This is a genomic window from Mitsuaria sp. BK041 (assembly GCF_014193085.1).
Taxonomy (GTDB): Bacteria; Pseudomonadota; Gammaproteobacteria; order Burkholderiales; family Burkholderiaceae_C; genus Roseateles.
Genome location: NZ_JACHYT010000002.1, coordinates 1543651 through 1564609 on the forward strand (window position 1 = coordinate 1543651; position 20959 = coordinate 1564609).

Annotated in this window: 23 protein-coding genes; 11 read left to right on the top strand and 12 right to left on the bottom strand. The window is 69.4% G+C overall.

Going from position 1 to position 20959, the window contains the following annotated elements; all coding sequences use genetic code 11:
* Positions 1–144 precede the first annotated feature (144 nt).
* The 6 genes from FHT38_RS22700 to FHT38_RS22725 form a co-directional block, all read right to left on the bottom strand.
* A complete protein-coding gene (locus FHT38_RS22700; protein ID WP_183493307.1) occupies positions 145–1092 on the bottom strand; it encodes a CysB family HTH-type transcriptional regulator in 948 nt (315 codons plus the stop codon).
* A 186-nt stretch (positions 1093–1278) separates the two neighbouring features.
* Positions 1279–2202: a CysB family HTH-type transcriptional regulator gene (locus FHT38_RS22705; RefSeq protein WP_147241232.1), complete on the bottom strand. Its 924-nt coding sequence runs from the start codon at positions 2200–2202 to the stop codon at positions 1279–1281.
* A gap of 52 nt (positions 2203–2254) precedes the next feature.
* A complete protein-coding gene (locus FHT38_RS22710) occupies positions 2255–3328 on the bottom strand; it encodes a sulfate/molybdate ABC transporter ATP-binding protein (RefSeq protein ID WP_183483639.1) in 1074 nt (357 codons plus the stop codon).
* Positions 3325–4215, bottom strand: a complete 891-nt coding sequence (gene cysW / locus FHT38_RS22715) for a sulfate ABC transporter permease subunit CysW (RefSeq protein WP_183493308.1) — start codon at positions 4213–4215, stop codon at positions 3325–3327. Before cysW ends, FHT38_RS22710 begins: the two co-directional genes overlap by 4 nt.
* 1 nt (position 4216) lies before the next feature.
* Positions 4217–5098 (bottom strand): sulfate ABC transporter permease subunit CysT, encoded by an 882-nt coding sequence (cysT, locus tag FHT38_RS22720; protein ID WP_091729746.1) that lies wholly within the window; start codon positions 5096–5098, stop codon positions 4217–4219.
* Between the two features lie 51 nt (positions 5099–5149).
* Positions 5150–6202, bottom strand: coding sequence for a sulfate ABC transporter substrate-binding protein (locus FHT38_RS22725; protein WP_183493309.1), 1053 nt, complete (start codon positions 6200–6202; stop codon positions 5150–5152).
* 483 nt (positions 6203–6685) lie between these two features.
* Between FHT38_RS22725 and FHT38_RS22730 the strand changes: the two genes are divergently transcribed.
* Positions 6686–7189: a GAF domain-containing protein gene (locus FHT38_RS22730; RefSeq protein ID WP_183493310.1), complete on the top strand. Its 504-nt coding sequence runs from the start codon at positions 6686–6688 to the stop codon at positions 7187–7189.
* Positions 7186–7584, top strand: a complete 399-nt coding sequence (locus FHT38_RS22735; protein WP_183483642.1) for a response regulator — start codon at positions 7186–7188, stop codon at positions 7582–7584. Before FHT38_RS22730 ends, FHT38_RS22735 begins: the two co-directional genes overlap by 4 nt.
* Positions 7585–7607: 23 nt before the next feature.
* On the opposite strand, the gene FHT38_RS22740 is transcribed toward FHT38_RS22735, so the two are convergent.
* Positions 7608–8420 carry a glycosyl transferase gene (locus FHT38_RS22740; RefSeq protein ID WP_183493311.1) on the bottom strand — a complete coding sequence of 271 codons (813 nt, stop codon included), beginning with the start codon at positions 8418–8420 and terminating at the stop codon, positions 7608–7610.
* A gap of 241 nt (positions 8421–8661) precedes the next feature.
* Between FHT38_RS22740 and FHT38_RS22745 the strand changes: the two genes are divergently transcribed.
* The 4 genes from FHT38_RS22745 to FHT38_RS22760 all read left to right on the top strand — a co-directional run bounded on the left by FHT38_RS22745 (position 8662) and on the right by FHT38_RS22760 (position 12448).
* Positions 8662–9597: a TauD/TfdA family dioxygenase gene (locus FHT38_RS22745; RefSeq protein WP_183493312.1), complete on the top strand. Its 936-nt coding sequence runs from the start codon at positions 8662–8664 to the stop codon at positions 9595–9597.
* 68 nt (positions 9598–9665) lie between these two features.
* Positions 9666–10649: an ABC transporter substrate-binding protein gene (locus tag FHT38_RS22750; protein ID WP_222617131.1), complete on the top strand. Its 984-nt coding sequence runs from the start codon at positions 9666–9668 to the stop codon at positions 10647–10649.
* Between the two features lie 2 nt (positions 10650–10651).
* The gene (locus tag FHT38_RS22755; protein ID WP_183493313.1) at positions 10652–11548 is read left to right on the top strand and encodes an ABC transporter ATP-binding protein; all 897 of its coding nucleotides are present in this window, start codon (positions 10652–10654) and stop codon (positions 11546–11548) included.
* Between the two features lie 9 nt (positions 11549–11557).
* Positions 11558–12448 carry an ABC transporter permease gene (locus FHT38_RS22760; protein WP_091729769.1) on the top strand — a complete coding sequence of 297 codons (891 nt, stop codon included), beginning with the start codon at positions 11558–11560 and terminating at the stop codon, positions 12446–12448.
* Here the strand turns inward: FHT38_RS22760 and FHT38_RS22765 are convergent.
* Positions 12423–12860: a type II toxin-antitoxin system VapC family toxin gene (locus tag FHT38_RS22765; protein ID WP_183493314.1), complete on the bottom strand. Its 438-nt coding sequence runs from the start codon at positions 12858–12860 to the stop codon at positions 12423–12425. The two genes, FHT38_RS22760 and FHT38_RS22765, sit on opposite strands and share 26 nt — an antisense overlap.
* Positions 12857–13066: a type II toxin-antitoxin system VapB family antitoxin gene (locus FHT38_RS22770; RefSeq protein WP_147240975.1), complete on the bottom strand. Its 210-nt coding sequence runs from the start codon at positions 13064–13066 to the stop codon at positions 12857–12859. Before FHT38_RS22770 ends, FHT38_RS22765 begins: the two co-directional genes overlap by 4 nt.
* Before the next feature lie 433 nt (positions 13067–13499).
* Here FHT38_RS22770 and FHT38_RS22775 point away from each other — a divergent pair, with 433 nt between their 5' ends.
* The 5 genes from FHT38_RS22775 (at position 13500) to FHT38_RS22795 (ending at position 18577) form a co-directional block, all read left to right on the top strand.
* Positions 13500–14915 (top strand): pyridoxal-phosphate dependent enzyme, encoded by a 1416-nt coding sequence (locus tag FHT38_RS22775; RefSeq protein WP_183493315.1) that lies wholly within the window; start codon positions 13500–13502, stop codon positions 14913–14915.
* Positions 14912–16117, top strand: coding sequence for a PLP-dependent aspartate aminotransferase family protein (locus FHT38_RS22780; RefSeq protein ID WP_183483649.1), 1206 nt, complete (start codon positions 14912–14914; stop codon positions 16115–16117). The genes FHT38_RS22775 and FHT38_RS22780 overlap by 4 nt, the downstream gene beginning before the upstream one ends.
* A 287-nt stretch (positions 16118–16404) precedes the next feature.
* A complete protein-coding gene (locus FHT38_RS22785; protein WP_183493316.1) occupies positions 16405–17343 on the top strand; it encodes a LysR family transcriptional regulator in 939 nt (312 codons plus the stop codon).
* A gap of 108 nt (positions 17344–17451) precedes the next feature.
* The gene (locus FHT38_RS22790; protein ID WP_091729789.1) at positions 17452–18165 is read left to right on the top strand and encodes a Bax inhibitor-1/YccA family protein; all 714 of its coding nucleotides are present in this window, start codon (positions 17452–17454) and stop codon (positions 18163–18165) included.
* A 10-nt stretch (positions 18166–18175) separates the two neighbouring features.
* Complete coding sequence (locus FHT38_RS22795; RefSeq protein ID WP_147239832.1) at positions 18176–18577, top strand: hypothetical protein; 402 nt, start codon at positions 18176–18178, stop codon at positions 18575–18577.
* A 17-nt stretch (positions 18578–18594) separates the two neighbouring features.
* Here the strand turns inward: FHT38_RS22795 and FHT38_RS22800 are convergent, their stop codons facing one another.
* The 3 genes from FHT38_RS22800 to FHT38_RS22810 are packed head-to-tail and all read right to left on the bottom strand — an operon-like array spanning position 18595 to position 20916.
* Positions 18595–19236, bottom strand: a complete 642-nt coding sequence (locus tag FHT38_RS22800) for a glutathione S-transferase family protein (RefSeq protein ID WP_183483653.1) — start codon at positions 19234–19236, stop codon at positions 18595–18597.
* 31 nt (positions 19237–19267) lie between these two features.
* Entirely contained in the window at positions 19268–19828 is a 561-nt protein-coding gene (locus FHT38_RS22805; RefSeq protein WP_183493317.1) for a GNAT family N-acetyltransferase, read from the bottom strand.
* Between the two features lie 44 nt (positions 19829–19872).
* Positions 19873–20916 (bottom strand): Gfo/Idh/MocA family protein, encoded by a 1044-nt coding sequence (locus tag FHT38_RS22810; RefSeq protein ID WP_183493318.1) that lies wholly within the window; start codon positions 20914–20916, stop codon positions 19873–19875.
* Positions 20917–20959 lie beyond the last annotated feature (43 nt).

Here is a 20959-nt window from a genome sequence, read left to right on the forward strand (position 1 = left end):
TCACTCTAGGAAGCGCCCTCAGGTCGATGAAGCAATCGTTTCTGCTTTGCTTTGTTGTGCGGTCCGGTTATGCACATGCGGATTTTCTTCCGGCACCCCCGGCGGTCCTCACTCCGCCGCTCAGCCGGAGCTTCCGCGTGGCCCTCAGTCCGACCCGTTGGGCGACACCCGCGCCTGCTCGACCAGGTCACGCGTCAGCGGCGGCGCGAAGGTCTCGATGAAGGCGTAGACATAGTCGCGCAGGTAGGCATCCCGCCGCACCGCGAGCCGCGTCAGGTTGTCGGCGAAGAGATGGCGCGCATCGATCGCGCGCAGATGGCGGTCGCGCTCCTCGTCGTAGGCGATCGCCGCGACGATGCCCACGCCCAGCCCGAGCTCGACGTAGGTCTTGATCACGTCCGCGTCCATCGCCACCAGCACGACGTTGAGGTCGAGCCCGGCCGCCGCGAAGGCGTCGTCGATGTGCGAGCGGCCGGTGTAGCCGGTCTCGTAGGTGATGACCGGGAACTCCGCCAGACGCTCCAGCGTCAGCGGCGTGCCGGCGCTGGCCTCGGCGTCCAGCGGATGGCCCGGCGGCACCAGCACCGTGTGGGTCCAGCGGTAGCACGGCAGCGTCAGCAGCTGCGGATGCAGCGCCAGCGCTTCGGTCGCGATGCCGATGTCGGCCTCGCCGTCGATCAGCAGCCGTGCGACCTGCTGCGGCGAGCCCTGCGTGAACTGCAGGCTGACCTCGGGATGGGACTCGCGGAAATCGCGCACCGCCGGCGGCAGCGCGTAGCGCGCCTGGCTGTGCGTGGCGGCGATGCGCAGATGGCCGCTGTCGGCGCGGGCGAAGTCCTCGCCGGCGCGGCGCAGGTTCTCGGCCTCGCGCAGCAGCCGCTCGACGATGGGCATCACGTTGCGGCCCGGCTCGGTCAGGCCCGTCAGGCGCTTGCCGGCGCGCACGAAGATGTCGATGCCGAGCTCGTCCTCGAGCTCGCGGATCTGCCGGCTCACGCCGGGCTGCGAGGTGTGCAGCGCCTGCGCCACCTCGGTCAGGTTGAAGTTGCGGCGCTGGGCCTCGCGGACGGATCGGAGTTGCTGGAAGTTCATCGTCGGCAGTCACATCGGGGGAGGGCTCGCCGGCCTCGACGGCATTCGATGAACGTCGCGAAAGCGGCTTGCTTATGCGGATTGATTATTCGAATCCGCGCCGCCGATGTCCTCCAACAAATTCCGATAAGCAATCCCGCGGCGCCCGCATGAGCAATGCAGGCACGACGCGCCTGCGCTCCAGCGTCAGGCGTCGGGATCCATCGCCTCGCGGACCGCGTCCTCGGTCAGCTCGGCCACGCATTCCTGCAGGAAGCGATAGGCGAAGCCGCGCAGGTAGTGACCGCGCTTGAGCGCGATGCGCGTCGTGTTGGGCGGGAACAGGTGGCTCGCGTCGATCAGCTGCAGGCCCGAGTCGCGACCCGGCTCGAAGGCCATCGCCGCGATGACGCCCACGCCCAGCCCGATCTGCACGTAGGTCTTGATGACGTCCGCATCGAGCGCCGACATGACCACGTCGGGCGCCAGGCCGGCGGCGGCGAAGCTCGCGTCGATGCGGGCGCGGCCGGTGTAGCCCTCGTGATAGGTGATCAGCGGCTGCTCGGCCAGCGCCTCCAGCGTCAGCGGCTGGCGCGTGAGCGCATGGCCCTCGGGCACGACCACCGCATGGCGCCATTCGTAGAACGGGAAGGTGACGAAGGCGTCGTCCTTGCCGAGCGCCTCGGTGGCGATGCCGATGTCGGCCTCGCCCGACTGCAGCAGCGAGACGATCTCCGACGGACTGCCCTGGTGCAGCACCAGGTGCACGCGCGGGTAGGCCGCCTTGAAGCGCGCCACCACCTGCGGCAGCGCGTAGCGCGCCTGCGTGTGCGTGGTGGCGATCGTCAGCTGGCCTTGATCCGCACTGCTGAACTGCTGCGCCAGCCGCTTGATGTTGCGCACGTCCTGCAGCATGCGGTCAACGACGACCGCCAACTCCTTGCCCGGCTCGGTCAGCCCGAGCAGCCGCTTGCCGCGGCGCTGGAAGAGCTCGACGCCGAGCTCGTCCTCCAGGTCCTTGATGTGCTTGCTGACGCCCGACTGCGAGGTGAACAGCGCCGCCGCCACCTCGGTCAGGTTGAAGTTCTGCTGCACCGCCTCCCGGACGATGCGGAGCTGTTGGAGATTCATGGTCGGAGGACTCGAGGGATCGCGCGCTCTGCGGCTCGCTGATCGAGGGGGATCAAGCAGCCTGATCGATGCCGAACAGGCTCAGGCGCGAGGCCTGCAGGCGGACGCGCTGGCCCGAGGCCAGCTGCAGCGCCTCGGCCTGCTCGCGGCTGAGTTCCGCTTCCAGGTGCTCGCCGGAGGCGCCGCGCAGTTCCACGCGCGCGGCGGCGCCGAAGGCCAGCACGCGCTCGACGGTGGCGGGCAGGCCGGGTGCGTCCTGCGCCGGGATGATCACCAGCTCGTGCGGGCGCGCGTAGGCCTGCACCAGGCCCTGCTGGGCACCTTCGATCGCGGCGCCGGCGCCCTGCGCCAGCGTCTGGTCGCCGACGCGCACGATGCCGCTGTCCACGCGGCCTTCGAAGCGGTTGACCGCGCCGAGGAAGCCGTAGACGAAGGGCGTGGCCGGACGCTGGTAGACCTCGGTCGGCGAGCCGACCTGCTCCACGCGGCCGTGGTCCATCAGCACGACGCGGTCGGCCACTTCCAGCGCCTCTTCCTGGTCGTGCGTGACGAAGATGCTGGTGATGTGCAGCTCGTCATGCAGGCGGCGCAGCCAGCGGCGCAGCTCCTTGCGCACCTTGGCGTCGAGCGCGCCGAAGGGCTCGTCCAGCAGCAGCACGCGCGGCTCGACGGCGAGCGCGCGGGCCAGCGCGATGCGCTGGCGCTGGCCGCCGGACAGCTGTGGCGGATAACGATCGGCCAGCCAGTCCAGCTGCACCAGCTGCAGCAGCTCGTGGACCTTGCGCTTGATCTCCGACTCGGGCGGGCGCTGCTTGCGCGGCTTCACGCGCAGGCCGAAGGCGACGTTGTCGAACACCGTCATGTGGCGGAACAGCGCGTAGTGCTGGAACACGAAACCGACCTCGCGCTCGCGCACGTGGGTGTCGGAGGCGTCGGCGCCGTCGAGCAGCACCTGGCCGCGGTCGGCGGTCTCCAGGCCCGCGATGATGCGCAGCAGCGTGGTCTTGCCGCAGCCCGAGGGACCCAGCAGCGCGGTCAGCTCGCCGGTGGGGAAGTCCAGGCTGACGTCGCCCAGCGCGGTGAAGCTGCCGAAGGACTTGTGGATGTTGCGGACCTGGATGCTCATGCTTCTTCCTTGATCACATTGCGCGAGGCCTGCCACTCGACGAACTGCTTGAGTCCGAGCGTGACCAGCGCCAGCAGCGCGAGCAGCGACGCGACGGCGAAGGCCGCGGCGAATTGGTATTCGTTGTAGAGGATCTCGACCTGCAGCGGCAGCGTGTTGGTCTGGCCGCGGATATGGCCCGAGACCACCGACACCGCGCCGAACTCGCCGAAGGCGCGCGCGTTGCACAGGATCACGCCGTAGAGCAGGCCCCACTTGATGTTGGGCAGCGTCACATGCCAGAAGGTGCGCCAGCCGCTGGCGCCCAGCACTGTGGCGGCTTCTTCTTCATCGCGGCCCTGCGCCTGCATCAGCGGGATCAGCTCGCGCGCGACGAAGGGGAAGGTCACGAAGACCGTGGCCAGCACGATGCCGGGGACGGCGAAGATGATCTTGATGTCGTGCTCCGCGAGCCAGGGCCCGAACCAACCCTGCGCGCCGAAGATCAGCACGTAGATCAGGCCCGCCACCACCGGCGAGACCGAGAACGGCAGGTCGATCAGCGTGATCAGCAGCTGCTTGCCGCGGAAGTCGTGCTTGGTGATCGCCCACGCGGCGCTGACGCCGAAGACGACGTTCAGCGGCACCGCGATGACCGCGGCGATCAGCGTCAGCTTGATCGCGGAGACGGCGTCGGGCTCGATCAGCGAAGCCAGGTAGGTGTCCCAGCCTTTGCGCAGCGCCTCGGTGAAGACGGCGGCCAGCGGCAGCAGCAGGAACAGCGCGAAGAAGGCCAGCCCCAGCGTCAGCAGCGTGTAGCGCACCCAGCGCTTTTCCGCGGTGGCGGGGTTGCCTTGATAGTGACCGGCCGAGCGGGCCCGGCCGAGCGATGCGGCGGATCCGGCCATGTCAGCGCTTCCCGTCCAGTCCGTTGCGGCGCAGGCTCCAGGCCTGCAGTCCGTTGATGCCCAGCAGCAGCACGAAGGAGAACACCAGCATCACCACCGCGATCGCGGTGGCGCCGACGTAGTCGTACTGCTCGAGCTTGGTGATGATCATCAGCGGCGTGATCTCGCTGACCATCGGCATGTTGCCGGCGATGAAGATGACCGAGCCGTATTCGCCCACGGCCCGCGCGAAGGCCAGCGCGAAGCCGGTCAGCAGCGCCGGCGTCAGCATCGGCAGCACCACCAGGCGGAAGGCCTGCCAGCGGTGCGCGCCCAGCGAGGCGGCGGCTTCCTCGAGCTCGGTGTCCAGGTCCTCCAGCACCGGCTGCACCGTGCGCACGACGAAGGGCAGGCCGATGAAGATCAGCGCCACCAGCACGCCCAGCGGCGTGAAGGCGACCTTGATGCCCAGCGGCTCCAGCCACTGGCCCATCCAGCCGTTGGGCGCGTACAGCGCGGTCAGCGCGATGCCGGCCACGGCGGTGGGCAGGGCGAAGGGCAGGTCGATGAGCGCGTCCACCAGCTTCTTGCCCCAGAAGTCGTAGCGCACCAGCGACCACGCCAGGATGAAGCCGAAGATCACGTTGATGAAGGCGCCCAGCAGCGCCGCGCCGAAGCTCAGGCGGTAGGACGCCAGCACGCGCGGCGAGGTGGCCGCGGCCCAGAAGGCCTCGACGCCATGGCCGGCGGACTTCAGGAAGACCGCGCACAGCGGGATCAGCACCAGCAGCGAGAGATAGAAGAGCGTGAAGCCCAGCGTCGGCGCGAAGCCGGGCAGCACGCGGCGTCGCTTGCGGGCGGGCGCCGGGGCGGCCTGCGTCGCGGGGAGCACGGCGGTGTTCATCGGATCAGTCGGTCAGGAGTCGGCGGGGAGGGCGGACGGCGCGGGCTTCGATCAGCGGCGCGCGGCCATGATCTGGTCGTAGGTGCCGCCGTCGGCGAAGTGCGTCTTGCCGACCTTGGCCCAGCCGCCCAGCGTCTGGTCGACGCTGAACAGCTTGATCGGCGCGTAGCGTTTCTCGTGCTTCTTGAAGATCGCCGGATCGCGCGGGCGGAAGTTGTTCTGGGCAATGATTTCCTGGCCCTCCGGCGTCCAGAGGAAGTCCAGGTAGGCCTTGGCCAGCGCGGCCGAGCCCTTCTTGGCGACGACCTTGTCGACGATGGCCACCGGCGCGTCGGCCTCGACCGAGATGCTGGGCGCGACCACCTCGAAGTTGCCCTTGCCGAATTCGTTCTCGATGAGCTCGGCCTCGGACTCGAAGGTCAGCAGCACGTCGCCGATGCCGCGCTGGGTGAAGGTGGTGGTGGCGCCGCGGCCGCCGCCGTCCAGCACCGGCACGTTGGCCAGCACCTTGGAGACGAAGTCCCGGGCCTGCGCGTCGCTGCCGCCCTTGGCGATGACGCTGCCCCAGGCGGCCAGGTAGCCGTAGCGGCCGTTGCCGGTCACCTTGGGGTTGGGAATGATCACCGAGATGCCGGGACGGGCCAGGTCGGCCCAGTCCTTGATGCCCTTGGGATTGCCCTTGCGCACCAGGAACAGCATGGTCGAGCTGTAGGGCGCGGCGCCGTTGGGGAACTTGCTGCGCCAGTCGGCGCCGGTCAGGCCCTTCTCGGCCAGCGTGTCGACGTCGGTGGCCTGGTTCATCGTGACCACGTCCGCCTCCAGCCCGCCGATCACCGAGCCGATCTGCTTGGACGAGCCGCCGTGCGACTGGTTCACCGTGATCGTCTGGCCGGTCTTGGCCTTGTACGCGGCGACGAAGGCCGGATTGATCTGCTTGTAGAGCTCGCGCGCCACGTCGTAGGAGACGTTCAGCAGCGTCGTCGGCTGCTCGGCCGACGCCAGCATCGGCACGCCCAGCAGCGGCGTCGCGGCGGCCAGCAGCAGCGCCCGGCGGCGCGTGGCGGAGAACAGGGAGCGGTTCTTGTGGGCGTTGTTCTGGAGCATGGCAAGCAGGCGGGGGCCGGCGACGTTGAAGGTCGGGCTGCGAAGCTTGCCAAACAGTCCTTATTCCAGGAACGATTGTTTGAGCATTTGCTTATCTCGCATATCGAATATGCGAGGCGAGTGGGATGAAAGGCGCCAGGACCGCGATCGGGCTCCGCCGGAAGCGCCTCCCCCAAGACCCCGAGGGCGGCGCCCGGTCGCGACCTGGGCTTTCACCATGCCTTCCCGGCGGCCCTACTGCCGCCGCCGGCGGGGGCGACATGGGCGCGCCCCGTGAAACGGAGTCTGGTGCGGGTCGCTCGTCATCGCCAATGCGGAATGCAAGTGAGCAGCGTCGGCCGGCTCATATGGGCGGCCACCGGCCGCGTGCGACGTGCCGCGCTGTCCTCCCTCCGATGGACGAGGGCGATGGCGGGCGGTGGGGGAGTCCGCTAGGCTGCGCAGGGAGCACGAACCCCACCGCCAGAGCGAGGAACCGCCTCCATGATGACTGCCCCGATCCCCGCGAACGAAGCGGAGCGGATCCAGGCGCTGCGCGAGCTGCTGATCCTGGACACGCCGCCCGAGGAGCGCTTCGATCGCATCGTCGAGTTCGCCGCCGAGGAATTCGGCGTGCCGATCGCGCTGATCAGCCTGGTCGACGACGACCGCCAGTGGTTCAAGGCCCGCTTCGGGCTGGCGGTGTGCGAGACCGACCGGCGCAGCAGCTTCTGCGGCCATGCCATCCATGTGTCGGAGGTGATGGTGGTGTCCGATGCCACCCAGGATCCGCGTTTCGCGGACAACCCGATGGTGCTGGGGCCGCCGCACATCCGCTTCTACGCCGGCGCGCCGCTGGAGATCCGCCCTGGCGTCCGTGTCGGCACCCTGTGCCTGATCGATCGGCGTCGCCGCGCGCTGGACGACACCGACCTGGCCATCCTCATGAGCCTGCGGGACGTGGTGGTCTCCGAACTGCTCGGGAAGGCCGCGGAGTCGGATTCATGAGCGCCGTCGCGCCGCCCCAGCTGCTGCTGGTCGACCCGCATTCGCTGTTCCGCCGCACGGTCGCGATGGTCGCGCGGCAGCTGGGCATCGCGCAGGTGCATGAGTCCAGCAGCCTCGAGGCGGCGCAGCGCCTGCTGGAGCACCAGTCGATGGACGGCCTGCTGCTGGACATCGGCCAGGGGCTGGACGCGCTCGCGCTGTTGCAGAGCGTGCGCGCCGGCGCCCTGCGCTGCCCGCCGTCCACCCCGGTGGCCTTGACCGCCGAGGCCTGCGACCTGCCCACCGCGCAGCTCTACAAGGAGCTGCAGGTGCGCCGCATCATGCTCAAGCCCTTCAAGGTCAAGACCGCGCTGGAGGTCATCCAGGACCTGGCCCGCCCCGAATCGGCCCAGTGAGGGCCGCGCCCCCCCGGCGGGGGTCACTCCACCCAATGCTGGGTGAGCCAGGGGGTGGGCAGCACGTAGCTGCGCAGGTGGCGCCAGCGGTGCTTGACGCCGCCGGCGAACGCGGCGCGGAAGTGGTCCCACGGCTTCTCGTGCGGCGGGTCCTGGGTGTTCCAGCGGCCCAGCATGACGTCGGCCGGATTCGGTCCGCCCGGGAAGGTCACGATGCGCGCGCCGGCCGGCAGCTTGGCCGGCTTGAAGTAGCGCAGCGGGAAGGCCGGCAGGCAGTGCAGGCGGAAATGGCGCGTCCACAGGTGCGGCCAGAACTTGATGCCGCCGGGCACCGAGGCCGTCACCCAGTGCTGCTCGAAGCCATGCTTGTCGGCCACGGCCTGGGGGTCGGCGCGGAATTTCTCGATGATGTGCGGGTACTTGCCGACCGGGAAGCGGAACACGGAGGTCTGCCCCAGGCGCTGCATCGGCTTGGCCCAGTTGCGGGCCAGCACCACGTCGTCGGGATGGCCGTGGGTGAAGTAGCCGTCGATGTTGTCGACGATCACCGAATCCAGGTCGATGAACAGCACCGGGCCGGACAGGCCGGTCTTCTCGCCCAGGTCGGCGCTCCACATCACCAGCTTGCGCCACTTGCCCAGGGACTTCTTCGGCCATTCGCAGCCGAGTTCCTCCAGCGGGTAAGCGTCCACCTCCGGGCGCAGGCCCTCGGCGTTGTCGGTCAGGCAGACCAGGCGGAAATCGCCGGTCACATGCCGGCGCAGCATGCCGTAGAGGCGGTTGACGTATTCCGGGCCGTAAGCGGTGCCCCACTTGACGCAGATGACTTGTTTCATGGGGGAGCGATGGCTCATTTTGGTTGTGGTCTCACCCAGATAGGGAAGGACGACACTATACGCAGCTGCCTGTAACTGGATTGCAAACGGGGCTTTCCGCCTCGATGACGCGGGACATCGGGCGCCCCGCCGGGCGACTGACGCACCCGCCGCCGGACTGGCTTCGATATGCGATGGGCGCAGTTGGACATGCCAGGACCTTCGTTCCGGCGAGGAAGCGCGCTGCCTAGAGTCGGCGCCCATGACAGCCCTCGCCCCGCCCCTGACCGTCCCGCCCCTGCGGCCCGCCGCGTTCGTGGAAGACGCCGACGCGCCCTCGCAGGCCTTCGAGGTCCAGGCCTTCGACGCGCCGCTTGGCGCGGAGGTGCTGGGGCTCGACCTGGCGCGGCCGCTGAACGACGCCGACTTCGCGCGACTGCACCGCGCGCACCTGGACCACCACGTCCTGGTCTTCCGCGACCAGCGCATCACGCCCGCGCAGCACATCGCCTTCAGCCGGCGCTGGGGGCCCTTGCAGATCCATGTGCTGCGCAATTTCCAGCTGCCGGGCCATCCGGAGATCCTGCAGGTGTCCAACCTCCGCGATGCGCAGGGCCAGCCGGTCGGGCTGGGCGACGCCGGCCAGTACTGGCATTCCGACCTCTCCTACAAGGAGCGCCCCAGCCTGGGCTCGCTGCTGCATGCGCAGGAACTGCCCGCGGAGGGCGGCGACACGCTGTTCGCGAACCAGCATCTCGCCTATGACGGCCTGCCGCTGGCGCTGAAGACCGCGATCGCCGGCAAGCGCGCGGAGCACAGCTACCTGGCGAAGTACGAGGAACTGCGGGCGCGCAATCCCTGGCGCCCGAAGCTGACGCCGGCGCAGATCGCCGAGGTCAAGCCGGTGTCGCAGCCGGTCGTGCGCATTCACCCGGAGACCGGCCGACGCGCGCTCTTCGTCAGCGAGCACTTCACGACGCGCATCCTGGACCTGCCCGAGGACGAAAGCCGCGACCTGCTGGCGCAGCTCTTCCAGCACAGCAGCCGGGAGAGCATCGTCTACCGCCACCGCTGGCAGGCGCACGACCTGGTGTTCTGGGACAACCGCTCGCTGCTGCACCTGGCCGCGGGCTGTCCGGACTCCCTGCGCCGCCACCTCCACCGCACCACCATCGAGGGCGACGCTCCGGTGGGATGACCCACCCCTTCGCGTGCTTCACCCGCCTCCACTTCCCTGCCATGACCTCTTCCTTCAAGAAACCCCTGATGGCCGCCCTCGGACTGGCGCTCGCGCTGGCCGGCACCGCCTCGCAGGCGGAAGGCAAGCTCCGCATCGCCGAGCAGTTCGGCATCGTCTACCTGCTGCTCAACGTCGCCCAGGATCAGCAGCTGATCGAGAAGCACGGCAAGGCCGCCGGCGTCGACATCCAGGTCGAGCGCGTGCAGCTGTCCGGCGGACCGGCGATCAACGAGGCGCTGCTGTCCGGCAGCATCGACATCGCCGGCGCGGGCGTCGGCCCGCTGCTGACGCTGTGGGACAAGACGCAGGGGCGGCAGAACGTGCGCGGCATCGCCTCGCTGGGCAACTTCCCGTACTACCTGACCAGCAGCAATCCCGCCGTCAAGAGCATCGACGACTTCAGCGACAAGGACCGCATCGCGCTGCCGGCGGTGGGTGTGTCGGTGCAGTCGCGCATCCTGCAGCTGGCCTCGGCCAGGCGCTGGGGCGATGCACAGTTCAACCGGCTGGACCGCCTGCAGGTCGCCTTGCCGCATCCGGAAGCGACCGCGGCGCTGATCAAGGGCGGCACCGAGATCAACGCCCACTTCGGCAACCCGCCGTTCCAGGAACAGGGCCTGGCGGGCAATCCCAACGTGCATGTGGTGCTCAGCAGCTACGAGGTGTTGGGCGGGCCGGCGTCGGCCACGGTGCTGTACACGACGGAGAAGTTCCGGCGCGACAACCCGAAGACCTACAAGGCCTTCGTCGGCGCGCTGGCCGAGGCGGCGGACTTCATCGCGAAGCACCCCGAGCGCGCGGCCGACATCTACATCCGCAACGAGAACTCCAAGGTGCCCAAGGACCTGCTGCTGAAGGTGATCAAGAACCCGGAGGTGCAGTTCAAGATCACGCCGCAGAACACCTTCGCGCTGGCGTCCTTCATGCATCGGATCGGCGCGATCAAAAACAAGCCGGCCTCCGCGCAGGATTACTTCTTCGACGATCCGCACAACGCGGCGGGGAGCTGAGCATGAGCGCGGTGCTGGAGCGGCTCGACGCGATCGACACCCGGCTTGGCTGCGAGGTGTGCGAGGCCGGCGGCCAGGCGGCGGGCGTGCCGCTGGCGCAGCAGGCGCGGCTGAGGGTGGAAGGCGTCAGCCTCGAATACCGCGGCGAACGCGGCCCGATCCGCGCGACCCATCGCGTCGGTTTCGACGTGCTGCCGTCGGAGCGCTTCGTGCTGCTTGGCGCGTCGGGCTGCGGGAAGTCCTCGCTCCTGAAGGCGGTCGGCGGCTTCATCGCGCCCGCCGAGGGCCGGATCCTGGTCGACGGCCGGCCGATCGACGGACCCGGGCCGGACCGCATCGCGGTGTTCCAGGAATTCGACCAACTGCCGCCGTGGAAGACGGTGCTGGAAAACGTCGCGTTCCCGCTGATCGCCTCGGGTTCGCTGCCGCGCAAGGCGGCGCTGGAGCAGGCGCGGGACTGGCTCGCCCGCGTGGGCCTGGCGGACTTCGCGTCGGCCTATCCGCATCAGCTGTCCGGCGGCATGAAGCAGCGCGTCGCGATCGCCCGCGCGCTGGCGATGAAGCCGCGCGTGCTGTTGATGGACGAGCCCTTCGCCGCGCTGGATGCGCTGACCCGACGTCGCATGCAGGACGAGCTGCTGGCGCTGTGGGAGCAGGAGCGCTTCACCTTGCTCTTCGTGACCCATTCGATCGAGGAGGCCTTGATCGTCGGGCACCGGGTGCTGGTGCTGTCGCCGCATCCGGGACGGGTGCGGGCGGAGTTGAATGCGCAAGGGCTCACGCCGGCGCAGCGGGCCGCGCAGGCCAATCGCATCGAACGACTGCTGTTCGGCGACCGGGAGGCGGTCGATGCGATCAGCGAGCCGGTGGCTGCTGAACGGGCCGCGGCCCTGACTTGAGGAGGCGCGATGACCGTGACCGCGTTGCCGACCTCTCGGCTGCTGGACCCTGCCGCGCGAGCCGAGCGCGAATTCGCGCTGACCGATGCCCCGCCGGTCGAGGCGACGCCCGTGCCGCTGTGGCGGCGCGCGCTGGACTCGAGCGCCTGGCGCCAGGCCGCGCTGCTGGCGCTGCTGGCCGCGTTGTGGGAGATCGCCGCGCGCGCCGCCGGCAACGACCTGCTGCTGCCGACCTTCACCGCGGCCGCGAGCGCCCTGTGGGAGGGGCTCGCCAGCGGGGAGTTGCTGCAGCGGGCGTTCATCTCGCTGAGGCTGCTGCTGCAGGGTTATGCGCTGGGCGTGACGCTCGCGCTGGGCTTGACGGCGCTGGCCACTTCGTCGCGCTGGGGCCGGGACCTGCTGTCCAGCCTGACGGCGATGTTCAATCCGCTGCCCGCGATCGCGCTGCTGCCGCTGGCGCTGCTGTGGTTCGGACTGGGCTCGGGGAGCCTGATCTTCGTGCTGGTCCATGCGGTGCTGTGGCCGCTGGCGCTGGCGGCTTCGGCGGGGTTCGCGGCGGTGCCCGAGACCCTGCGCATGGCGGGCCGCAACTATGGCCTCAGGGGACCGCGCTATGTCGCGCAGATCCTGCTGCCCGCGGCGCTGCCGGCCATCCTGTCGGGGTTGCGCGTGGGCTGGGCTTTCGCGTGGCGGACGCTGATCGCCGCGGAGCTGTTCTTCGGCGCCTCCTCGGGCCAGGGCGGCCTGGGCTGGTACATCTTCCAGAACCGCAACGAGCTGATGACCGATCGCGTCTTCGCGGGACTCGCGCTGGTGATCCTGATCGGATGGCTGGTCGAGCGGCTGGTGTTCAGCACGATCGAACGCGTGACGGTCAGGCGGTGGGGCATGCAGCGCTGAGGTCGGCGGTCCGGACGGATCTCGGCGCGGGCTCTCCCTCCATCAGCGGAATACCGAGCAGCGTCGCCAGGCGTTGCATCTTCTTGTCCTTCGACCAGAGCCTGGCTTCCGGCGTCCTGAGCGTGGCCACCAGGACGGCCATGTCGACCAAGCCGCAGCCGGAGCCGTACATCCTCCGTTCTTCGACCACCGTCAGAACTTCGTCGATATCGACGGATTCGATCTGGAGCAGGTTCGCAAGAAGCTGCAAGGTGGCTGATCGCGGTACGGGCGGTGTGCCGCAACGCAGCTCACCAATGAGAAGCTCATGAGTGACTACGCGATGGTCCTTGAGGAGCTCAAGCAATCGTGGATTACTGCGGCGGAAGTGCTCGATCCAGATCGAGGAATCGACAACGATGCAGGTGCTCATTCGGGAACCTCCGGATCCCAGCGACGGCGAGGAATGTCCTCCATGTCCGGCGCGCAGCCGCCAAGATCGGCCAATCGATGCGCCGCCTGGATGGCGATGTAGGTCTTCATCGCCAAGGTCACCATCTCCTGGGGGCTCATGGGTGTGTCGGAGAGCTCGAGGGCGCGTTGATAGAGGGCTTGGTCAAGCATGATCTTCCTTTTCACGAGTCGCTCCGAGGCGGCATCACTGAAGCCGGATCAGTGACTCGACACGCGCATCGGATTGCGAAGGCGCCAGCTTGCGCCGCCTCGCCCCCGCCGTCAGTGGCCTGTTCCTATGCCGCTGCCGGACCGGCCCACCGACTCCAGTGGTGCCGCCCCCAAAAACAAACGCCCCGGCCGAAGCCGGGGCGCTGCTCGCATCGGATGACAAGGGTCAGTTCATGGCTGGGTCTTGGGCTTCCTCATGCTGGACGACACGGATGAAGGGTAGGGACGTGGCGCCACGCCGGGAACGAAGCGAAGCGGATAAGCTGCGGCGACAACCGCGCTTGGAGCGACCCGCTCCCGGCGGATAGGCTGCGCGGTTTGCCCGCGTCCGGTACCACCCCGCCGGACGCGTCGCCCGACCATCCCACCAGGATCACAAGGAGCGCCCATGAGTGCCAAGGAGACCTCTTCCCCCACCGCGTCGCCAGCGATCGAGCGGCCCGACCGCCCCGCCGTGCTGGACCTGATCGGCAACACGCCGCTGGTGCCGGTGAACCGGCTCGACACCGGCCCCTGCCAGCTCTTCCTGAAGCTGGAATCGCAGAACCCCGGCGGCTCGATCAAGGACCGCATCGGCCTGTCGATGATCGAGGCGGCCGAACGCGACGGCCTGCTCCCGCCCGGCGGCACCGTCGTCGAGGCCACGGCCGGCAATACCGGGCTCGGGCTCGCGCTGGTCGCGCGGGCGAAGGGCTACCGGGTCGTGCTGGTCGTGCCGGACAAGATGTCGGCCGAGAAGGTGCTGCAGCTCAAGGCGCTCGGCGCCGAGGTGCACATCACCCGCTCCGACGTCGGCAAGGGCCACCCCGACTACTACCAGGACCGCGCCGCGCGCCTGGTCCGGGACCTCCCCGGCGCCTGGTACGCCGACCAGTTCAACAACCCCAACAACCCGCTCGCGCACGAGACCACCACCGGTCCGGAGATCTGGCAGCAGGTCGGCCACCGGATCGACGCGCTGGTCTGCGGCGTCGGCTCCGGCGGCACCATCACCGGCCTGTCGCGCTTCTTCGCCAAGGTCCGGCCGGGCCTGGACGTGGTGCTGGCCGATCCGGCCGGCTCCATCCTCAAGGACTTCATCGAGACCGGCAGCTTCGGCGAGGCCGGCTCCTGGGCCGTCGAGGGCATCGGCGAGGACTTCGTGCCGCCGATCGCGGACCTGAGCGGCGTGCGCCACGCCTACGCGATCACCGACGAGGAGAGCTTCGCCACCGCGCGCGACCTGTACCGCGCCGAGGGCATCCTGGCGGGCTCGTCCACCGGCACGCTGCTGGCCGCGGCGCTGAAGTACTGCCGCGCGCAGACCACGCCCAAGCGCGTGGTGACGCTGGTCTGCGACACGGGCACCCGCTACCTCTCCAAGGTCTACAACGACCCGTGGATGTTCGACCAGGGCCTGCTCAAGCGCGAGAGCAAGGGCGACCTGCGCGACCTGATCGCGCGGCGGCCGGAGGATGGCGCCGTCATCAGCGTCAGCCCCGAGGACACCCTGGCCACCGCCTTCTCGCGCATGCGCCAGGCCGAGGTCTCGCAGCTGCCGGTGCTCAAGGACGGGAAGCTGGTGGGCCTGCTGGACGAGTCCGACCTGCTCGCGCAGATGCACATGGACGCGCGCCACTTCAAGGACAGCGTCGACAGCGCGATGAGCCATGATGTGCAGACGCTGCCGCCGGGCGCGCCGCTGTCCGACCTGATCGCGCAGCTGCGCAAGGGCCTGGTGGCCGTGATCGCCGACGATCGCAGCTTCCACGGCCTCGTCACCCGCTTCGACCTGTTGAACCACCTGCGAAAGGGCTTGTCATGAGCCATTCCCCCGAGAAAGACAACGACCATCCGGCCGACGCCGACCTGCGCTTCGACACCCGCGCGATCCATGGCGGCCAACGCCCCGACCCGCTGACCGGCGCGGTGATGCCGCCGATCTACGCGACCTCGACCTACCGCCAGCAGAGCCCCGGCGTCCATCAGGGCTACGAATACGGCCGGACCCACAACCCGACCCGCCAGGCCTATGAGCGCGCGATCGCCAGCCTGGAGGGCGGCGTGCAGGGCTACGCCTTCTCGTCCGGCCTGGCCGCGATGGCGACGGTGCTGGACACGCTGGACGCGGGCTCGCACATCGTCGCGGGCGACGACCTCTACGGCGGCAGCTACCGGCTGTTCGAGCGCGTGCGCAAGCGCAGCGCCGGCCTGCAGGTGAGCTACGTCGACAGCAGCGATCCTGAGAACGTCCGCGCCGCGCTGCGGCCCGAGACGAAGATGATCTGGATCGAGACGCCCAGCAACCCGCTGCTGAAGCTGACCGACCTGGCCGCCGTCGCGAAGATCGCGCGCGAGCACGGCGCGCTGGCCATCGCCGACAACACCTTCGCCAGCCCCTGGGCGCAGCGTCCCCTGGAACTGGGCTTCGACGCGGTGATGCATTCGGCGACGAAGTACCTCAACGGGCACAGCGACGTGATCTCCGGCGTGGTCGTGGTCGGGGGCGAGCAGCGTCAGGCGGCGCTGCGCGAGCAGCTCGAGTTCCTGCACAACGCGGTGGGCTCGGTCGCCGGCCCCTTCGACAGCTTCCTCGCGCTGCGCGGGCTCAAGACGCTGGCGCTGCGCATGGCGCGCCACAACGAGAGCGCGCTGGAGCTCGCCCGCTGGCTGGAAGGCCAGCCCAAGGTGCGCCGTGTCCACTATCCGGGCCTGGAAAGCCATCCGCAGCAGGCGCTCGCCCAGCGCCAGATGCGCGGCGGTGGCGGGATGATCAGCGTCCAGCTCGATACCGACCTGGCCGGCGCGCGCCGCTTCCTGGAGCGGGTGCGGATCTTCTCGCTGGCCGAGAGCCTGGGCGGCGTCGAGAGCCTGATCTCGCTGCCCGCGCTGATGACGCACGCGTCGATCCCGGTGGAGACGCGGGCGCGGCTGGGCATCACCGATTCGCTGGTGCGGATCTCCGCCGGCATCGAGGACCTCGAGGACCTGCGCGACGACCTGAAGGCGGGCCTGGACGCCGTCTGACCGAGGAGCGCGCTGCGGGAATTCCGCGGCGGACGAACGCGCCGGGGCCGGGAGGCCGCCGGCGCGTTCTGCTTTTCCGAACCGCTGGCCGCACAAGAATCGAAGTGCGACGTGAAGAATGCGTGAAGATGCGCGCGTCAAACGCGCGAAGCGTTGCGCCGCCAAGTGGCGAATCCACGCGCACCGGATTTGTTGGCTCGTCGGAAAAACCTTCGACAAGTCTTTCTTAACTTCCGTTTAAGCGAAGTTATTTATGATCCGGCTTCGTTTTTCTCGGAGGCCCTCTCATGTCTGCCCTCAACTACCGCCATCTGCACTACTTCTGGGTCGTCGCCAAGGAGGGCGGCTTCGCCCGGGCGGCGGATCGCCTCGGCATGGCGGTGCAGACGATCAGCGCGCAGGTGCGGGAGCTCGAGCGCTCGCTGGGCCATCAGCTGCTCAAGCCGGAAGGCCGAGGCCTGGTGCTGACCGAGGCCGGCCAAGCCGCCTTCGCCCGCGCCGAGGAGATCTTCCAGATCGGCCAGATGGTGGCGCACGAGGTCCACGAGGCGGCCACGCAGCGCGTGCAGCGCCTGTCGGTGGGCTTGTCCGACGGCCTGTCCAAGCTGGCGGCCCATGCCCTGCTGGCGCCGGTCCTGGACACGCCAAACCTGCGCCTCGTCTGCCATGAGGGCGAGGTCGACCAATTGATCGGCGAGCTGGCCCTGCACCACCTGGACCTGGTGCTCACCGACCAGCCCGCGCCGGTGAACCCGACGCTGCGCATCACCAGCCAGCTGCTGGCCAGCACTTCGGTCGACTGGTACGGCCCCGCGGAACTGGTCGAGCGCGCCCGTCGCGCGCCGAACAAGGGCTTCCCTCACGTGCTGGAGACGCTGCCGGTGCTGCTGCCGACGCGCCACGCCTCGCTGCGCGCGGGCCTGGAGCGCTGGTTCGAGCAGCACCACATCCGTCCGCAGATCGTCGGCGAGTTCGAGGACAGCGCGCTGATGAGCGTCTTCGCCGCGCGCGGGCTGGGCGTTTTCCCGGTCAGCCGATTGGGCGCGGACGACCTGTCGATGATGGCCGGCCTGCACCTGCTGGGCCAGACCGAGGTCGTCGAGGACGTGCACGGGATCTACTCGCGTCGCGGCCAGAACCATCCGCTGGTGGCCAAGCTGCTGCAGCGTCGCGGCACGCAGGAACCGCCGATGGACAACGAATCGGAAATTGCTTCAGCAGAATGAGATTGAAGCAGGTTTATACGAAGTGAAGACGGCGTTAAGGTCCGCACCTCGTGCGCGCGAGAGCGCGCGTTCCGTCCAACGGCTCACTCGGATCCAGGAGAACCAGTCATGAGCGACTACCAACGACATCCGGCGTCCCCCTCGGCCTGGACGCCCGCCACCGCCAGCGGCGGCGATTCGGTCTTCACCCAGCGCGCCGACGTGGCGCGCGTGCTGCGCAACACCTATGCGCTGCTGTCGATGACGCTGCTGTTCAGCGGCGCGGTGGCGGCGGCCGCGGTGGCGTTCAAGCTGCCCGCCCCGGGCATGATCCTGACGCTCATCGGCTACTTCGGCCTGCTGTTCGCGATCCACAAGACGCAGCATTCCGCCGCGTCGGTGCCGCTGGTCTTCGCGCTGACCGGCTTCATGGGCTACACCCTGGGCCCGCTGCTGAGCGCCATCCTGAACCTGCCCGGCGGCGCCAACACGATCGCCCTGGCGCTGGGCACCACCGGCGCGACCTTCCTGGTGCTGTCGGCCTATGTGCTGGCGACCAAGAAGGACTTCAGCTTCATGGGCGGCTTCCTGTTCGCCGGCATGATCATCGCGATCCTGGCGTCGCTGGCCAACCTGTTCTTCCAGCTGCCGATGCTGGCGATGGTGGTCTCGGGCGTCGTGGCGCTGCTGTCGGTGGGCATGATCCTGTTCCACACCAGCATGATCGTGAACGGCGGCGAGCGGAACTACGTGATGGCCACGGTCAGCCTGTTCGTCTCGCTGTTCAACCTGTTCACCAGCCTGCTGAGCATCTTCGGCTTCGCTGGCTCCAGCGACGACTGACGGCGCGACGATGAAGACCTTGCTGTGGTCCTTGACCGGCGTGTTCGCGCTGGTCTGGAGCGGACTGGCCTGGGCGGCGGCCGGCCTGGTGCGCTGGACGGTGGAGGCGCTCTCCACCGGCCGCGCCACCGAGCTGGGCAAGGCCGCGGTCGAGTTCAAGTTCCCGGCCTGGGCCGAGCCCTTCCTCGACACCGGGCTGCTCGAGATGCTCCAGTCCTTCGTGCGCTGGCTGATGGAGATGGCGGGCACCGGCGCCCCGATGGCCGGGACGGCGATCGGCTGGCTGGTACCGGTGGTATGGGTCACCTGGGCCTTTGGGCTGACGGTGCTGATCGTGATCGCGCTGCTGCTCAATCACCTGATCAAGAGCCTCCCGCGCACCGGCGGCGGTCCCGCCGCGGCGACACGCTGACGCGTCCCCGGCCTCGTTCAGCCCCCGCAGGGCTGGACGAGGCCGTCGCCGTGAGGCGCGGCGCGGAACTCGGGCAGCTGCTCGACCTCGGTCGCATAGGCGATCAGCGTCTGCAGCCGCTCCGCCGGCGGCAACAGCTCCGGCGTCATCTGCCGGACGAATTCCCACATCACCCCGATCGTGATGCCCGCCAGGCCGATCGCGTCGCGCTCGGCCGAGAGCGGCGCCTTGCCCATCTCCGCCTCGAGCTCCAGCAGCGCGGCGCGCAGCTGGGCGCCCACCCGCTCGAGCCAGGGCGCATGCTGCTTGTCGTCCGGGCGCAGCTGCTGCTCGTACACCGCCTGCACGCTCTTGTCGGTGGCCGCCAGCGCCAGGCCGATCAGCCGCAGCGCGCGCTTGAGCGCCGGATCGCTGGGCGGCAGCAGCGCCCGTCCCGGCGACAGCGACTGCGCGTACTGCAGGATCAGCGTCGAATCCATCAGCACCGTGCCGTCGTCGCAGACGAAGGTCGGCGCCTTGACGACCGGGTTGATGCGGCTGAATTCGTCGAAGGTGCGGAACACCGACAGCGAGCGGTGCTCGAAGCGCAGGCCCAGCAGCTGCATCGCGATCGCGGCGCGGCGGACGTAGGGGGAGTCGAGCATGCCGATGAGCTGCATGGCGGAACTTTCGTGAGGGGACGTGGTGGGCTCAGGCGCCGGCGGGCAGCGCCACGGTGAAGCGGTAGAGGCAGCACTCGTCGCCGTGGAGGGTGCGGACCTCGCGATCGATCTCGCCGGCGGCGCGGCCGCGGATGACGCCGGGCCAGAACTGCGCGGCGGGGGTGTTGGCCATCAGGTGGTAGACCTCCCAGCGGCCCGGGAAGCGCGCCAGTACCTCGCCGGCCGCGCGCGCCGCCAGGCCATGGCCGCGGTAGCCCCGCGCGAGGAAGAAGTAGCCCATGTTGTGGTCGGACTGGCTGTCCTCGCAGTCGCGGTCGACCACCGCGAAGCCGGCCAGTTCGTCGCCGACCCAGATCAGGAACGGATGCACGTCCGGCTGCGCCCAGTACGGCGCCTTGGGCCGCAGCTGGTAGCGCCCCTCGGGCGCGAACGCCACCGGCGTCCACTCGCTGAGGTCGTAGTTGTAGAACTGCATCAGGTTCTCGATGCGCGGCAGGTCGTCGGGCGCCGCGCGCTCGATCCGCAGCGCCGGGCTGTCGGGAAGCGGCACGGGAATCGAGTCGGAAAAGGCGCCGGGTCGTGTCTCCATGAGGCCTCGCTGCTGGCTGTTCCTGTGGTCTTCTCCCGGCCGCGTCAGCGCGGCGGCGGGAAGTCGTCGTCGAAGGGATAGCGCACGCCGGCCAGCGCGCGGATGCGATCCATCCAGCCGAGCACCGCCAGCGTCTCCGCATGCGGGACCACCGGGCTTTCGATCTCACCGGCGCGGGCGCAGCGCATCGCCTCGCGGATCTCGTTCTCGAAGCCGTTGATCTCGAAGGGGCGCTCGATCGTCTCGACCGTGCCGCGCGCCGGCAGCCACTGCAGACGCGTCGCTTCCCAGAAGGTCTCCGGCAGCACGATGGCGCCAGCCGCGCCCAGCACCTGCATCGTGTTGGGCGCGAAGGTGTCCACCGCGCAATGGAACTGCGACACCAGCCCGTCGCCGAAGTCCAGCGCCACCGCCAGCCGCGCATCCACGCCGGTCGGCGCGAGCTTGGCTCGCACCTGCAGGTCCACCAGCGGCGGCACCTCGCCGAGCGCGTGCTGCAGCACCCAGCGCGTGGCGGTCAGGTTGTAGATGCCGACATCCAGCAGCGCGCCGCCGGCCAGCGCCGGGCTGAAGATGCGGCTGTCGGGGTCGTAGGGCGCGGGGAAGCAGAAGCTCGATTGCAACCCGTGCAGCGCGCCGAGACGGCCGTCGCGCAGCCAGGCCGCGAGCTCCTGGTAGGCCGGCAGGAAGCGCGTCCAGACGGCTTCCATCAGGAAGCTCCGGTGCGTCCGCGCGGCCTCGACCAGGCGGCGGCCCATCTCCTGATTGGGCACCAGCGACTTCTCGCACAGCACCGCCTTGCCGGCGCGCAGCGCGGCCAGGACGGGCTCGTAGTGCTGGCCATGGGGCGTGGCCACGTAGACGCCGTCGATGGCCGGATCGGCCAGCAGCACCGCCGGATCGGTGTGGGCAAGCACGGCGGACTCTCCCGCTGCGGACCAGCGGTCGGCGAACTGCTGCGCGCGATGGGCATCGCGGCCGCAGACCGCATGCAGGCGGCAGCCGTCGAGGCGCGCGACGGCATCGGCGAAGCGATGGGCGATCGCGCCCGGGCCGATCACGGCCCACTGGAAGGTGGAGTCGGACATGGGTCGGTGGGGAAGCGGGCCGGTCCCGCGATGTGCGGCAAGG